The following is a 16,077-nucleotide window of genomic DNA, read 5'->3' as shown; positions in this document are numbered from 1 at the left end:
AAATTAAATGTAAGAATAGACAGTTAAAGTCTGCTCCGAAAAAAAAGTATTCCGGAACGGAAAAGCTAGGGGCAACCCCGACGAAAATTAAATGTAAGAATAGACAATATAAAAGAACATCTTTGAAAATATACTCCGAAAAAAAAGTATTCCGGAACATAAAAACTACAGACCAACCCCGACGAAAATTAAATGTAAGAATAGACAATATAAAAGAACATCTTTGAAAATATACTCCGAAAAAAAAGTATTCCGGAACATAAAAACTACAGACCAACCCCGACGAAAATTAAATGTAAGAATAGACAGTTAAAGTCTGCTCCCGGTAAAAAGTATTCCGGAATGGAAAAGCTAGGGGGCAACCCCGACGAAAATTAAATGACTGATAGACAGTTAAAGTCTGCTCATGAAAATCTGCTCCCGGTAAAAAGTATTCCGGAACATAAAAACTAGAGAACAACCCCGACGAAAATTAAATGTAAGAATAGACAGTTAAAGTATGCTCCGAAAAAAAAGTGTTCCGGAACGGAAAAGCTAGGGGCAACCCCGACTAAAATTAAATGTAAGAATAGACAATTAAAAGAACAAAATGAAAATCTGCTCCCGGTAAAAAGTATTCCGGAATGGAAAACCTAGGTAGTAACCCCTCCTATAAAATCTGCTCCCGGTAAAAAGTATTCCGGAATGGAAAACCTAGGTAGTAACCCCGACGAAAATTAAATGTAAGAATAGACAATTAAAAGAACAAAATGAAAATCTGCTCCCGGTAAAAAGTATTCCGGATTTGTTTAGCTTCTACTACATTCTCAACCAAAGATTCGTATTTGACTATATTTTTATGAACTATTCAACTAAGGTCTATTAGCTCGCTGATTGTTAAGACTCTCAATGCTGGCCTTGATTAGTTGAGCTATGAACGGTACTGAAAAATATACCTGCTAATATTGCCACCCCTGCCAACCCAAGAAGAACTGTCGATAAACCCAAAAAAGTTTCTGCAACTCCCGCTAAAGCCAAAGGTAAACTAAGAGCAATATTAACCGCATTATTCTGGAGACCAAATACCTTACCCCGCATTTCTTCAGGTGTTTCAGCTTGAACAGTAGTTTGCATCGGCACTCCCACTATTGCACCAAACATTCCCAAAAGACCAATCAAACCCATACTCACCCACAACTGTTGGTTAAATATCGACAAACCAACTAAAGAAATTGCCATTCCTATAGATCCAATGAGACTGAGTTGGAAATGGGATAACCAATGTCCAAGTTGACCGACTATTCCAGCGCCTATAGCCATACCTATACCCGCAGCAGCTAATAAAAATCCAAATTCTTCAGCCTCCATACCAGGAATAATCTCTGCCAGACGTACAGCTAAAACTGCCAAAGCTGCAAAAATAGAAAATAAAATGATTTGTTGAATAATCGCGTTACGAACTTGAAGATGATTTTTCAGGTAATTTAGGCCATCCCCCAGGTCTGCCAAAATATGAGGTTGTTCCTTTTCACTTAAGTCCTTCTGTTCCCCAGTCTTGATTAAAATTAGTAATAAACCAGCGATCGCGTAACTCCCTCCCACAACTAACTCTTTACCTATAGCTTCCCCTATACCAATTTTGCTTACTAAACTATCAGCTAATTCTAATAATGGGTCTCCCACTGCAAAGCCAATAATTACAGAAGCCATCATAGTAGTTGTATATAAAGAATTAGCCGAAAGAAGATGTCGCTTTTCCACAATTAAAGGAATAACTGCTTGTTCAGCAGGGGCAAAAAATTGAGTTAGGGTAGAAACTAGAAAAGTCAAAAGCAACATTAAGCAAAATCCCAAAGGTAAATTGCCCAGATTAAAATCATTAGACAGCCACAATATCAGTGGCAGAATCAAAACTAATCCTCCTCTTAGTAAATTTGTGGCCACCAATACTATCTTTTTCGGCCACCTATCCACATAGACACCAGCTCCAGCTCCAAATAGCACCGCAGGAATAGTAAAAGCAATCATAATTGCCGATACCCATCTACTTATAGTCTGGTCTGCTGCTTGGAATTGATTAGCAATAATAGCGATCGTCAGTACCAGGTAAACTTTATCTGCAAGTTGGGAAAATACTTGACCACTCCAGAGGATTAAAAATTTACCATTTTTCAGTACTGGCAAAAGTCCACGTTCGGGTTCCATGTCTGCTAAGGATGTAGCTGAAATAGGATCTACTTTTGGTTGTGTTTGTTGTTTTTCTTCTGTATTTAACTCTGAATCAGACAATTGCATTTTTTATTAAAGGAGATATAGATTTTCATCAATGGATAATGGATAATTACCTCTGGTTAAAACCGAGAGGATTGAATATAAAGAAATCAGATTTATTTATAAACCTTAAAAGGAGAGGCTTTAAACCGAATGGATTAATTATCAATTATCAATTGTCAATTATCCATTTAAAAAGGTATCAATAAGAGCCGCAGAGCGGATAGAGTAACCCAAATGATATTGGGTATATTTTCTTAAAAGTTTTTCAACGATGACCCAATCTTGATGAGAAGTCAGTTCTACCTGAGCATTGAGCTGAGGTTGAGCTAACTGTTGAAATAGTGAAAGTTGATTGGCATTTAGCATAGTATTCATCCTAACTTGCTGCTGTGAAGATGAAATTACAGAATTATCGGCAAGTTTAATGGCTCCACCTGAATCTATACTAAATCCTACTTGCCAATTAGGATGATTAAAGTTTGGCTGTAATGGACGTCCAGTAATACAACAGATTTGTACTTGGGGAGCAATTCCTTCTATGGCTAATAGATGATAAATGCCATGAGCGAGATATGATATGAGTTGGGTATGCCAGAGACGGTCGGTTTTATTTTTTAGTTTTTCGATACGTTCCAAATGTTCGCTGAGAAGATAGAAAAGTTCTGTTTGAGGATGTCCGCTTAAGGCTTGATGGAGAACTAATTCTGCTAGATATTGACCTGCTGCTAGTTTTCCGAGGTTTTGACTAAGACCCGCGTAGGATAATATAGTTTCTGCTTGATTTATTCTATCAAGCGATCGCCCTTGGGAAATTAATAATTGATTTACGACAAATAATTCACTTCTGCCGCCCAATTTGGATTTTGGCTTCCTCACTCCTGGTGCCACTACTCGAATCAAACCATATTCTGGTGTCAAAATCGTTAATAAACGGTCTGATTCGCCTATGGGTATAGCTTTAAGATTTATTCCAGTTGCTTTGTAGGTTCGGGACATATTTTAACAAGGAAGAAGGAAGAGGGAAGAAGGAAGAAGGAAGAAGAAGTTAGAAGTCAAAAGTCAAAAGTGAATAAATAAGAAGTCAAAAGTCAAAAGTCAAAAGTCAAAAGTGAATAAATTAAGAAGTCAAAAGTCAAAAGTCAAAAGTGAATAAATAAGAAGTCAAAAGTCAAAAGTGAATAAATTAAGAAGTCAAAAGTCAGGATATCAATATTTACAGCAGATTTTGGGCAAATGATGTACAGGATAAATCGTGAAAATATTGTAGTGCGGGCATCTTGCCCGCGCGGGTGTACCTCATAACAACGGAAAGCGCTGTAATTACATAATTTAAGGAATATCCGAAACTTTTGATCGCTCCAGTTTTCCCTGTTAAATTTACCTAAAAATTGTGGTTTAAAGCCTCACCTTATTAAGGGGATAATAAATAAAAATTTTTTTTTGAGTCAATCCTATCCGTTTTCAAGGAGAGGTAATTATTAATTATTAATTATTAATTATTAATTATTAATTATTAATTATTGAAACCTATCACTTAAAGCCTTGAGCAATTCTAGACCACGAGATGTACCTAACCGAGTAGCACCCACAGAAATTAGATCCACTGCTTGTTCATAACTTTTAATTCCTCCTGCAGCTTTAATTCCCACATTAGTTTTGGTCATTTCTTTGAGCAGTTGTACATCCGCCACCGTTGCTCCACCATACCATCCCGTATTAGTGACAATAAAGGCCACACCAGAATCCATTAAGACTTCTGTCGCTAATCGCTTTTCTGCTTCTGTAAGTAATGCCATCTCTAAAATGGCCTTAACTGCTTTACCAGTTTCCTCAGAAATTTCGGCAATTTCCTGATGTAATTCATTAGTTTGGCCTGTTTTGATTTGACTCAAATTAATCATCACATCTAATTCTGAAGCGCCATTTTCTACAGCTTCTGAAGCTTCATATAATTTAGCTTTACCAGTAGTTTGACCATGAGGAAAACCAATCACAGTACAAACTTTTGGATGTTTGCCATGGAGAAGTTCAGCTACTTGTTTGACGTAGTAAGGATATACGCAAACTGATGGAAACTTAAATTTTTCAGCGTCCGTACAGAATTTTGAAACTTGTTCTGGGGTTGCGGTAATTGTTAATAAAGAGTGGTCAATAAAAGGGGAAATATCTATAAGTTCCGGCTGTTCTACAGCCATTTTTTTCTCTCCCAAAATATAGTGTCAAATTCAATTATTAAATTAATATTAATTTAACAGAAAATTCTTACTTGTAAAAATGATTTTTAAGATATAGGGTTTTTCACCATAGGTGAGGTACAATTATCTTTTTATTTGCTGTAGCTTGTTGCCTAAAACTTATAATTTTGTACCTCACCAAATATTAGTAATTGCGGATGTTTAGTTCTTTTGTTGTTATACCAATTCCCAAAAGTATTGCTATACTTGGACAGTACTTCAGTTATTAACTAATTAGCAAAAGTAAAATCACTTTTTTACTAATTTCAGCTAAGTTCATGTTAATTATCCTTGTGTTTGCTTCTCCCCCACTCCTCCACTCCCTCACTCCCCTGCTCAACAAAATGTAGAAAAGTTTTTGAGAAATGGTATTAATAGTGTCAGGGAGACGCACCCAGGCGTCTCAGCAACAGTTATCTTCATAGCTTCTTAATGACTAATAGACTTAGAAAGACACTAATTGACAACAAATTCAAATTACAATAAAGCAATAAAGATTAATAGCGGGAACGTCTTTTCCTTTGTTTTTGTAAAGCCATTGCTTTACGCTTCCGTTTTTCAATGGGTGTCTCAAAGTGACGATGCTTTTTCATATCTGGGAATATTCCAGCTTGAGAAACTTGTCGTTTAAACCGACGTAATGCAGATTCAATTCCTTCATTTTCTCCTAGTATCACTTGGGTCATCTATGCATTATCCTCCTAATAGATATTTTTACTTTATTTTTGTTTTGTTGTTTTGTGGAGCAAAAGTAGTTATTCTTTGCTAGTTCAGTTAATAGAAAGCAAGGTTAGCCAATTTTGGCTACTACTTTAAATAGCTCTAACATTTCAAGTTTTAGTATATTAGCATAAATTATCTAATCTTTAAATAAGGAAGAAAGAAATAGTCTAATTGTGGTATAATCGAAGTTAATACTTATGATTCAAGATTATTTCTGAACTTATATTAATCCCACCCCTCAGCAATGCCAAAAATTTTGGTTTTTCATAAGGATTATTTAATCTTGAGCGATCGCTATATAAAAATCCTGAAGCTAAAAAAAAATTGGTTAAGACTTATGCGGATGATGAATTTCAGTCCAGTAGGGTGCGTTAGCGGAACGAAGTGGAGCGTAACGCACCATTTTTGATGTTGCCTGGTGCGCTACGCTATTGCGCTTGAGCACCCCACTCTCTAATGATACAGCGGATTACACTTTAGTTAGGTACAATCACGCGAGCAAGATGCTCGCACTGATAAGATTTAATTATTAATATCTGTACTTCATATACTTGGAATTTGCTGTAAATCTCAAAATCTCGGAAATGTTGTTTCAACTATTCCCTACTATTGAAACTGACTGAATAACCAAGTATAAATTTCGAGTTGATTTTCTTGACGAGTGCGTTGCAGTGCTTCCTCTAATAAAGAAATTGCTAAACCAGGCAAAACTTGAGATTGGTTAATTCTTTGACTACCGACCTTGGCAATGGCAAAGGCAATAACTTCTAGCTTCTGTACGTCAACTATCCAATATTCAGCTACATTCATTGCTTCATACAGCAAAGGTTTTTCCCCTTTATCATCAGCAAGGGAAGTATTGGCAACTTCTATAACTAGATTTGGTGGAGGATAAATATCTAGGTCAATAATAGATGCTTCCCAAGAAACTACATCTGCATTTTCTCTAAAATAATAGGAAGCGTCTGGTTGAGCCACTCGAAGTCCTGTTTTGCGATAAATACACTCATTTCTGCCATCTACCTTAATCTTTTTTGCCATTGCAAATAAGTTAACTATGGTAGTAATAACCATGTGGTCTTTACTGTGCTTGTTTGCTGGTGACATTTCGATTCTGAATTTTCCGTTGTTGTAATAACTTTTGGCTTTTTCGTAACTTGGGTCTTCAATAATTTGGATATATTCTTCCCAAGTTGCTGTTATCCAAGTGTCTGTGGGTAGTTCGGTTTGGGTTTTGTTCATGGGTTTTGTGGGAAAAGTTGAAAAGGTGTATTTTTTATTATAGCCAAAACTGGCGATCGCTCTTTTAAGAAAAATACTTTAGTCAGAACTTACGCAAAATGTGAAACTATACACCAATTGTAGGGCGAATGCCATTCGCCCCTACTATATGTGGTGGTTATGCGTAAGTCCTGTTTAGTTTTATTTTTACGATCGCTTGACACTTCTTTCTCGCACTGCTTGACGATTTTCATCCCAGTTTTGTGCAGTCATGGGTTCGGAGGGACTAGACTCTATACCTTGGATTAATTTTGTTTCTTAGGGTTGCTTGGTTTGGGGTTGTTGATATTGCTGCACTAGGAGCAGAAAATACTCGCTGGCATTTTTATAACTACCAAGTTGTAGTTGTTCTTCGACGTAGACTCGCAGGGAGTGGGGTAGAGAAATTATTATGTTTTCCATACACTCGAATAATAATGAAGTTAATGAATATTGTAGGGTTTTTGAGGAAGGTTTTAATCGCAAAGATGTTTTATATCTTCATTTTCAGTGGTTTTCAGATAAGCACTCGCCCAATTACAAGCACGGTTGAGTAAGTCGTCTAAGTCTGCGTTTAAAAGTAAGACTCCTGACTGGTTTTGTACGGCGATCGCTTTCCCATCAGGACTAAATTTTTCCCCTAAGAATGAATTGGTTGTGTAGAGGTGGGTTTTTTGGGTAAATATGCCATTGAGTAGATAGAGTGTTACTTTACCATTTTTGCGTTCGATGGCTAGGATATCACTGTCAGGGCTAAAACTAATACTTTTAACTCCCTCGTTATTCTTGATCCGTTTTTTGATTTCCCTAGTTTTACTATCCCACAATATTATGTCATCAATATCATTACCAACTGAAGCAATCATCTTACCATCAGGGCTAAAAGTTGCTTTCCAAAGCGTACTCGTATGACCCTTAAAAGTGTCGATAAGTGTTCCATCTAAACTCCAAAGTTTTAACGTTTTATCATCACTGCCAGAAAGTATAGTTCTGCCATCGGGGCTGAAAGTTACAGTGTTTACTTCATCGTTTTCTTCAATAGTATTGATTTCTTCGCCATTCTTGCTGTTCCAAATTTTAATAGTTTTATCGTAGCTACCAGAGACAATTTTTGTTCCATCAGGGCTAAAACTTACACTACTCACCCTAGCATTATGACCTTTAAAAGTTTTGATTAACTCACCATTAATATTCCAGAGTCTTAAAGGATATTCTCTTTTACTCCAAGCAATTATCTGGCCATCAGAAGTGTAATCTAGAAATGAAGCAAACTCCTCACAAAACTCATACTCTTCAGGAGTTTCTAATTTTTTACCATCACGCTGCCAAAATATCAAAGTTCCGCACTTTGGATTATAACTAACGGAACTAATAGTATTGTTATAGTCTAGAAAAGAAAGCTGATTTCCTTCAATATTTTTTAGCCTATTACCTTCTATATCCCAAAAAATTATTGTTTCTTCCTTCTTAGCATATTCACCATCATTATCCATAGAGGCAAAAAAGTTTCCTCCAGGGCTAAAAATTATATTTTTAACAGGGTGTTTATGTCCTCTAAGCGTTTTTATTTCTTGACCATCCTCGCTATTCCAAAGCCTAATAGTTTTATCGTCATTAGCTATAGCAATTATTTCACCATCAGAACTAAACTCTACGTCATTAGTTTTTCCATAATTCTTCTCCATAGTCTCTATAGTCTTAGTTGATTTTCTATCAAGATTCCAAAGTTTGACAAGTTTACTAGAACCGTAAACAATAGCTTTAGCATCTGGACTTAGGCGAAGAAAATTAATAACGTAATCATCAATTTGATATTGCTTGATTAGAGTCCCATTGCTTTGCCATAGTTTAATCATTCTCTTTTCTGGTCTGTCTGAGTTAGAACTAAAAGTAATAATTCTCTTACTATCACGGCTAAAAGACAGACTTGTTATTTGATCTGTGTGTTCTAATGTGCCAATGTAAGTACCGTCTCTTCTCCAAAGCTTGACAAAATTATCATCACCAATAGAAGTAATAATTTGACTATCTGGACTGAAACCTATTGCTTGAAATTGTTGATAATGCCCCTCTAAATTTATAACTAATTTGCTATTCAGATTTAAGAGTTTTATTTTGTTGTGACTTCTAGTGGCAATTAATTGTTCATCTAAGCTGAAAATTGTTCCCTCAATTTTTTCATTATGACCATCAAAAGAATTAATTAACCTACCATCTTTAGTCCAAAATTTAATTTGATTTTCACTGATAGAAGCCAGGGTTTTGCTATCTAGACTGAAATGCAGTTTTTCTACCTGGTAATGTTTTAATTTTTTGATAGGGTCTCCTTGTTGGTTCCATAACTGAATAAACTTTTCATTACCATCACTATTACTACTAATAGTAGCAATTGTCTTTCCATCAGGACTAATTATGAGTTTTCTTACTGAGTTGTTATCAGTCTTTAAAGCTGTTTCTCTCCCATCATTTTTTAATATTGTGGCATAAGAATAATCCAGAGTGCTGCTAGTAATAAAATGTTGATTGCTAGGACTGAAACTTAGACGATAAAAATTTGACATAACAATTGGTTTTCTCGCTGTTAAACTTTGACCATTTTGCCAGATACTTACTTTTAGTTTTCCCAAATCTTGATTAACCGGAGTAATAATTACACTTAAACTTTTGTCAAAATTATTTTTCTGCTCCTTAAAAAATAAATCTCTATGAGCATAAGAATTTTTCAACCAATTATCAAGTTTCCAAAGTTTAACTGTGTTATCTTCACTTGCTGATACTAGAAATCTATTATTAGGACTAAAACTAAGATGAGATATACTATCATTATGCTTATTAAAAGGAATTGAAGAAGAATAAGAAGTAAAATAATGTAGATTTTTTTGTCGTTCTATTATTTGCAAATTATTTTGATCATCCTCATCAACAGTCACTATAAATCTTCGATTTTTGCTAATAACGTTACCAATATAATCTTTTCGAGATTTGCCATATCTCTTAATCAACTTTCCATCCACTTGATAAACTTTAAAATCATTCCCTTGACTAGATAAAATAACAGTTTCATTATCTATAAATTCAATATCAGTTGTAGCATAATTATTGATATTTACATCTTATTTTTCCTCATCAATAAACCAAAGCTTGACATTATCATAATCATCAGCAGAAGCAATAATTTTACCATTAGGGCTAAAAGAAACCTGTGCAACAGGAGCAGTGTGACTATCAAAAAAATTAACTAAATTACCATTTTTAATCTTCCAAATTCGCACTATTTTATCTTTACAAGCTGTAGCTAAAAATTGATTATCTGAACTAATACTAATATCCAAGACATCATCATTATGTTCTAAAACTATAGGCTTTCTACTCCCATCTATCCACCTAATTATTGCCCGATCATCTTTACTAGCAGAAGCAACTATTTTACCATCAGAACTAAAGTCAACCTGAGTAATATCATCAGTATGTTCATCAAAGGTTTTTTCCTCTTGACTACCATCAATCCACCAAAGTTTTACCGTATCATCTTTACTCCCAGTAGCAATCATTTTCTCATCGTTACTAAAGCTAACGTGAGTCACATCATCCTTATGTTTTTCAAATCTATTAAACTCTTTGACTTCCTGAATTGCTGTACTTAATTCTGACAAAACTTCCAGTTTAGTTCCTGGAGTTGCTGCAAAAGATAACCATTTTAATTTTTTTCCCGCTTCAATAGCAGATACTAACCGATCTAATTCTGTATTTGGCTTAGAAGCAGCACTTAAACCTGACAAATAAGTGTTAACTCCTACTAACGCTGCAATAACAGCAACTCCCCCAAATGCTAACACCATTCCCCCTAAAGTAATAGCCGCACGACGGGCAGTATTTAGTTGTTTTCGTAACGCCTGATTTAACATTTTTTCTGTCTGTTTGCGCAGCTCTCTTTCCTTCTCCAACTCAGCATATATTTGAGCTGCTTCAGGCATTTCTTTTCTGACAAAATATGCCAAATAATCGTGAGCTAATTGATAGTTATCTGACGGACTTGTGGGAATTATAAAAACCAACCTAGACTTAACTAACACAGTCAAAACTAATTCCATCCGTTCCGGTTCCTCAGTATATTCCTCCAACTCTACCCGACTTTTGAGAGGGCGAGTATTATTCTCATCTGTGAGGAAATATAAAACTACTTTTGCTAACCTTTCATTCTCCGGTCCACAATACTTTATTACCTCCTCTAAATACCGCCCGACAAATGCTTGTTTCGGACCCTTTTCTTGATATTCTACTAAAGTAGTAATATTCTCATTTTGCAACTGCGACCCCACAATTTGTAACTCAATTGGTCGTACAGTATTCAAACTTCCTGCTAAATCTTTCACTAATTCATCTATTAATTCTGGGGTTAAAGTAAAAGTAGTCTGGGATGTTATTCCTTGAATTACCGACTTAGCATTTTCGATAGAAAAATCACCAATATAATAGATATGCTTTTTGCTGAGAATGTCGTTATTAATAATATCTAAACTGACCAGACGATTACATTCTAAAAGATAGTTGATGAAATCTTCTCGCAGGGAAATAATTACATTAACAAAAGATATTTTCAAACATTCTTGAAGAAAATCATAAAATTGTAGTCGTTGATTTATATCCTTATTATTAAAGAAAAATTCCTCAAATTGGTCGAAGATTAAAACAGTGACTTTATTCTGCTTTTCTAGTCTTCTTAAAATTGACAGTAAGTCATCATTAGAATTAATAAAACTATCGTAGTTCTTTAATCTATGGGGTACAGTTTTAGAACCCCCCCTACCCCCCTTCTTAAGGGGGGAGTTTTCTAAGGGAGTCTTCAAAGTCCCCTTTTCTAAGGGGGAAGTCTTCAAAGTCCCCCTTTCTAAGGGGGATTTAGGGGGATCGTCAATGTGCCTCATATTTCTAAGAGGAGAGTCTTCAAAGCACTCCATTTCTGAGGGAGAAGTCTTCAAAGTCCCCCTTTCTAAGGGGGATTTAGGGGGATTATATTCCCTATTTTCTAACTCTGAAATAGCCTTTGCCAAACTATCACTAAGGTTTTGCCTCCAATTAGTATAAACTTGCTGCAAAACAGGCAAAATATCTCTAGCATCTACAGAATCTCCTTTCAAAATAGGAATTAATCCAGCTTCTACTAAAGAACTTTTACCAACTCCAGAAGAACCATACAAAATTGTGAATCTATGGTGAGAAACTTTAATCCGACTGACTAAATTCTCCACATCCGGCAACCTACCAGAAGTAGCTATTTCTTGAGTTAGTTTTTTTGATGCTTGAATCGAGGATAAAGCAGGATTAGAACGATGTTTTCTTGGCTGTAATTTCCCGGCTCCAATGAAAGCTTTAATAGCAAATTGAGTCTCAATTTCTTGTTGTTCTAGTTTTTGATTAAATGCTGGTAAATAATCTCCTCTATGGAAATAACAATTTCCCAATTCTTTCAAAATTAACCGATAAAGTTCGGGGTCGTAACTAGGCTTAGTAATATTTTTTGCTTCCTCTAAAGTTGTAACTGCTGTTTCTACTTGGTCAAGATTTTTTTGAGCTTTAGCTAAAGAAAATAAATACCAACCTTTGTGATAGTGGAGTTCCCAATCTAATACTTGGTTATTTTTTTCAGAATCATTGGATATTTCAGTAACAGCTTCTGCTAGTAAAGATAATGCTTGTTCAGCTAACTCTTGAGTTTCATGCCAATTTTTTCGATTCGACTTAACTTCTGCTAAAAATCCATAAGCTCTTGCCATCCTAAATTTGGTTTGATGATTTTGATGAATATTTAAAGCCTTTTCAGCAACTTTTTCCAACTCATCCCAATCCAAAAGTCGATGATTAACCTCTGCCAAATAATTAATAAATCTATCAACTAAATCGCTCCTTTGAGCAAATTCAAAACAATCTATACATTCCTGAAAATAATCTTTTGCCCGTAGACAACTATGCTGATATTCCTGACGATTTCCTTCAGCATAGTCTCGCCACCATAAACCCAAATAAAATAACAAATATCCTTGTTTTACCAGATTATTATTTTGTTTCCACAACTCTAAACTCTGCTCATAGTGCTGCCGAGATTCCTCCAAATCATCACCTAATCTTCCCAGAGCAAATTCAAAACTTGCCTCTAATTCCGATTCTATTTTTACCCCACTATTTAATAACTCTTGAAAAGCAGCCTTAAGTTGGATACCAGTGCAACTATCAAAATCATCTTTGCCCAGAAAAATATTCCCAGACTCGAAAGTTTTGCGATAAACATCTTCGCTAGTTGACCGAATAAAATCAACTACATTATTAGTAGAAGCTTCAAAATCAATTGTCACTGCCCAACTATAAAAATCAGGAGCTAAACGAATCATTTCAGCTAACACATTATCCGTCACCCACAGCACCAATGGAAAGTGAAAATTATCGCTAAATTCTCCCCGAATTTGATTAGCACTAGGCAAAAGTTGAGAAATTTCTTTCACAGACTCTAAACCCAATACCATTAAAGCTTGAAATTGTTCATTTCCTATTTGTTTTTCAATAGTAGTATAGAGAGTAATTGCAGATGGTTCTAAATTAAGTTGCTGAATTTTTAGAGAACAGATATTAGCCAATATTTGTATGAGATTATGTTGCAAACTCTTAAAATTACAACGAGCTAAAATCAAAGAAAAATTTTTCCCTTCAGCTTCAAGAGCAAAAGCTAATTCCTGTAAAGAATTTTGATTTTTCTGTGAAAGATTTTCTAATTTGTTTAGGTTTGTCATTGTGTTAGATTAAGTCCCCTAGCATTGATGTAATTAGATTTTGTAGGGGCGGGTTCCGCGTTAAGTTAGTGGTGTAACCCAGGGTAGGAAAACCCGCCCCTAGCATTGATGTAATTAGATTTTGTAGGGGCGGGTTCCGCGTTAAGTTAGTGGTGTAACCCAGGAGTAGGAAAACCCGCCCCTAGCATTGATGTAATTAGATTTTGTAGGGGCGGGTTCCGCGTTAAGTTAGTGGTGTAACCCAGGAGTAGGAAAACCCGCCCCCTAGCATTGATGTAATTAGATTTTGTAGGGGCGGGTTCCGCGTTAAGTTAGTGGTGTAACCCAGGAGTAGGAAAACCCGCCCCTAGCATTGATGTAATTAGATTTTGTAGGGGCGGGTTCCGCGTTAAGTTAGTGGTGTAACCCAGGACTGGGTAAACCCGCCCCCGCTTCACCAACACCTAAATTTGTTGGATTTCCTGCGTCAACCCAACCTACTGGGGCGACACAACTAAAACTGTGCAGAGCGATTATTGGTGCGGGGGCGGGTTTACCAGGTTCTGGGTAAAACCATTTACTTAACGCGGAACCCGCCCCTACCCGGGGAACCCGCCCCTACCCGGGGAACCCGCCCCTACCCGATGCACCATTTGGATTTCCTGCGTCAACCCAACCTACTGGGGCGACACAACTAAAACTGTGCAGAGCGATTATTGGTGCGGGGGCGGGTTTACCAGGTTCTGGGTAAAACCATTTACTTAACGCGGAACCCGCCCCTACCCGGGGAACCCGCCCCTACCCGGGGAACCCGCCCCTACCCGGGAACCCGCCCCTACCCGATGCACCATTTGGATTTCCTGCGTCAACCCAACCTACTGGGGCGACACAACTAAAACTGTGCAGAGCGATTATTGGTGCGGGGGCGGGTTTACCAGGTTCTGGGTAAAACCATTTACTTAACGCGGAACCCGCCCCTACCCGGGGAACCCGCCCCTACCCGGGGAACCCGCCCCTACCCGGGAACCCGCCCCTACCCGGGGAACCCGCCCCTACCCGGGGAACCCGCCCCTACCCGATGCACCATTTTAGGCGTGTTACGCCACTACGGTCTCTTAAATTAAATTTCCCAATTCTGCCAATATTGGATTCACTTGAAACCAAGACCCCTGACTGTCTCGATATTCATATACTAACCTAGTACCAACCAGAATTTGATATTCTTTATCACCCTTTACCTCTTGACTTTCTTGTACTTGACGCAACAACTCCCACTCTTGATCGTCCACTCCCAACTTCATTTGATTACCTTTGTCCCGAATAACTCTTTCTAACAATTCACGAGAAAGTGGTAGTTTCCGCTCTTTTGTTATTAAACTACGCAGCAGTTGTAATAATTCGCGGACGTGACCCCCACTAATTTGACAGAGGCGATCGAGTGTTTCTGGCGCATCAAAAACTTCCGAAATTAAACAAAGTCGCTGTTCGGGGTCTAAGTCAGGAAATGCTCTCGCCAAAACCATCTGTCGTAAATTCTTCATTCCCAAAGCACATTCATTACCATCTCGCAGTCTCACAGGCACCATTGGCAAAACTTTCGGTTCCACCGCAAGACGACTGGTCAGTCTATTGTAATCATTGGAAAACATTAGAGACAAAGGCATAGTATAAATAACATGACATTTGAGTAGGCGTAAATTTTCTCCCCTATCTACAAATAAGTATTCAGGTTGAGGGCGACTTCCAGATTTAATTACATTTTCTACACGGTCAAGGTTATCAACTATTACTACCAAGCCTTTTTTCCCATATTGTTTCAACTTCTCAACGGTAGGTTCAATTAATTCTGTGTTGATAGTTTCCAGAATATTATCTGTTTGTGGTTCCAAATAATCTTTTAATTTCTTGCGCAGTTCAAGACTTTTCTTAGTTTTAGCGGTAATTTTACCAATTCCCAAAGCTAGAGAAACTCCCTCATCATCGCTAGCTTTCACCCCAATACCAGGCAAACCTGCTTCCACAGAAAACTTACCCTCGGAACTAGCGGAAATTTCACCAACCCCAGGCAGTTTAGCTTCCGCAGACAACTCTATCTCTGTTTGTAAAAGTCTGGTCGCTCCATCAATAATTCTTTGAAAACCTCTTGCTTGGGGCAAAGTTATTTTTTCTAAGCTCCCAATACTTTCTGTGATTCGACGAGCGATCGCTAACATGATATCCCCAATATCAACGTCACCCATTTCTAAGTCTTGGGAAGATTCAAAATAAACCACATGAAATTCTGCTTTTTCTAAAGCTGCCTTCAGTCGCAATAATTCTGTAGATTTGCCACAACCGATATGACCTGTAAATAGTTCGCAGGTAGGTTCATCTGGAGAAAAGAATGTGATGTTTTCCCGAAGTTCTTCAATAATTTTGCCACCCCGCACTTGAGAAAAATCTATGTAATACTTTTCGTCTTCTGGGCTATCTGCTTTCAGAACCTGACTAGGGTTTGTCGCTTGATAAAATTTCTGTAAATCTAGTAATCCCATAATATTTAATGGTCAATTTAAAATAAGGAAGAAGGAAGGATTCAACAATTAATAATTAATAATTAATAATTAATAATTAATAATTAACAATTACCTCTCCTTGAAAGCGGATAGGATTGACAAAGAGATGAAAATTTTTCTTGATTATCCCCTTAAAAGGGTAAAAAGCTTGCTTTGTCTGAGTTTTGAGCTTTTGATATATCCTAACATTTTGCTACATCGCTCGCCCCTAAATCCCCCAATTTTGGGGGACTTTGAGAAGCAAATTGACTCTTGTTCCCCCCAAAGTTGGCTTGCTCGGGGGGCAAAATT

At 36.9% G+C, this 16,077-nt stretch carries 10 protein-coding genes; all 10 read right to left on the bottom strand.

Going from position 1 to position 16,077, the window contains the following annotated elements; translation table 11 throughout:
- Positions 1 to 885 precede the first annotated feature (885 nt).
- The 10 genes from SAGCYANO_RS10735 to SAGCYANO_RS10690 all read right to left on the bottom strand — a co-directional run bounded on the left by SAGCYANO_RS10735 (position 886) and on the right by SAGCYANO_RS10690 (position 15,765).
- Positions 886 to 2,274: an MFS transporter gene (locus tag SAGCYANO_RS10735; protein ID WP_202220070.1), complete on the bottom strand. Its 1,389-nt coding sequence runs from the start codon at positions 2,272 to 2,274 to the stop codon at positions 886 to 888.
- A gap of 159 nt (positions 2,275 to 2,433) precedes the next feature.
- Entirely contained in the window at positions 2,434 to 3,249 is an 816-nt protein-coding gene (recO, locus tag SAGCYANO_RS10730; protein ID WP_202220069.1) for a DNA repair protein RecO, read from the bottom strand.
- A 521-nt stretch (positions 3,250 to 3,770) separates the two neighbouring features.
- Positions 3,771 to 4,448 carry a deoxyribose-phosphate aldolase gene (deoC, locus tag SAGCYANO_RS10725; protein WP_202220068.1) on the bottom strand — a complete coding sequence of 226 codons (678 nt, stop codon included), beginning with the start codon at positions 4,446 to 4,448 and terminating at the stop codon, positions 3,771 to 3,773.
- A 536-nt stretch (positions 4,449 to 4,984) separates the two neighbouring features.
- Positions 4,985 to 5,173, bottom strand: coding sequence for a 30S ribosomal protein S21 (rpsU, locus tag SAGCYANO_RS10720; RefSeq protein ID WP_011613894.1), 189 nt, complete (start codon positions 5,171 to 5,173; stop codon positions 4,985 to 4,987).
- A gap of 643 nt (positions 5,174 to 5,816) precedes the next feature.
- Positions 5,817 to 6,452: a Uma2 family endonuclease gene (locus SAGCYANO_RS10715; protein ID WP_202220067.1), complete on the bottom strand. Its 636-nt coding sequence runs from the start codon at positions 6,450 to 6,452 to the stop codon at positions 5,817 to 5,819.
- 89 nt (positions 6,453 to 6,541) lie between these two features.
- Positions 6,542 to 6,685 (bottom strand): hypothetical protein, encoded by a 144-nt coding sequence (locus SAGCYANO_RS10710; protein ID WP_202220066.1) that lies wholly within the window; start codon positions 6,683 to 6,685, stop codon positions 6,542 to 6,544.
- A gap of 64 nt (positions 6,686 to 6,749) precedes the next feature.
- Positions 6,750 to 6,893 carry a hypothetical protein gene (locus SAGCYANO_RS10705; RefSeq protein WP_202220065.1) on the bottom strand — a complete coding sequence of 48 codons (144 nt, stop codon included), beginning with the start codon at positions 6,891 to 6,893 and terminating at the stop codon, positions 6,750 to 6,752.
- A 53-nt stretch (positions 6,894 to 6,946) separates the two neighbouring features.
- Positions 6,947 to 9,472: a WD40 repeat domain-containing protein gene (locus tag SAGCYANO_RS10700; protein WP_202220064.1), complete on the bottom strand. Its 2,526-nt coding sequence runs from the start codon at positions 9,470 to 9,472 to the stop codon at positions 6,947 to 6,949.
- Between the two features lie 111 nt (positions 9,473 to 9,583).
- On the bottom strand, positions 9,584 to 13,252 hold the full coding sequence (locus tag SAGCYANO_RS10695; RefSeq protein WP_202220063.1) for a WD40 repeat domain-containing protein: 3,669 nt from the start codon (positions 13,250 to 13,252) through the stop codon (positions 9,584 to 9,586).
- Positions 13,253 to 14,346: 1,094 nt separating this feature from the next.
- Positions 14,347 to 15,765: a P-loop NTPase fold protein gene (locus SAGCYANO_RS10690; RefSeq protein ID WP_202220062.1), complete on the bottom strand. Its 1,419-nt coding sequence runs from the start codon at positions 15,763 to 15,765 to the stop codon at positions 14,347 to 14,349.
- Positions 15,766 to 16,077: the final 312 nt, after the last annotated feature.

Origin of the sequence: Okeania sp. KiyG1, assembly GCF_014132355.1 — a bacterium.
Taxonomy (GTDB): Bacteria; Cyanobacteriota; Cyanobacteriia; order Cyanobacteriales; family Microcoleaceae; genus Okeania.
The sequence above is the reverse complement of the archived record's forward strand: the minus strand, read 5'-3'. Positions and strand labels throughout refer to the sequence as shown.

What these genes read in the sequence shown, in the direction of transcription:
- deoC (WP_202220068.1), bottom strand. Translation starts at nt 4,448, where the DNA reads ATGGCTGTAGAACAGCCGGAACTTATAGATATTTCCCCTTTTATTGAC.
- SAGCYANO_RS10715 (WP_202220067.1), bottom strand. Translation starts at nt 6,452, where the DNA reads ATGAACAAAACCCAAACCGAACTACCCACAGACACTTGGATAACAGCA.
- SAGCYANO_RS10695 (WP_202220063.1), bottom strand. Translation starts at nt 13,252, where the DNA reads ATGACAAACCTAAACAAATTAGAAAATCTTTCACAGAAAAATCAAAAT.
- recO (WP_202220069.1), bottom strand. Translation starts at nt 3,249, where the DNA reads ATGTCCCGAACCTACAAAGCAACTGGAATAAATCTTAAAGCTATACCC.
- SAGCYANO_RS10690 (WP_202220062.1), bottom strand. Translation starts at nt 15,765, where the DNA reads ATGGGATTACTAGATTTACAGAAATTTTATCAAGCGACAAACCCTAGT.
- rpsU (WP_011613894.1), bottom strand. Translation starts at nt 5,173, where the DNA reads ATGACCCAAGTGATACTAGGAGAAAATGAAGGAATTGAATCTGCATTA.
- SAGCYANO_RS10705 (WP_202220065.1), bottom strand. Translation starts at nt 6,893, where the DNA reads ATGGAAAACATAATAATTTCTCTACCCCACTCCCTGCGAGTCTACGTC.
- SAGCYANO_RS10735 (WP_202220070.1), bottom strand. Translation starts at nt 2,274, where the DNA reads ATGCAATTGTCTGATTCAGAGTTAAATACAGAAGAAAAACAACAAACA.
- SAGCYANO_RS10710 (WP_202220066.1), bottom strand. Translation starts at nt 6,685, where the DNA reads ATGAAAATCGTCAAGCAGTGCGAGAAAGAAGTGTCAAGCGATCGTAAA.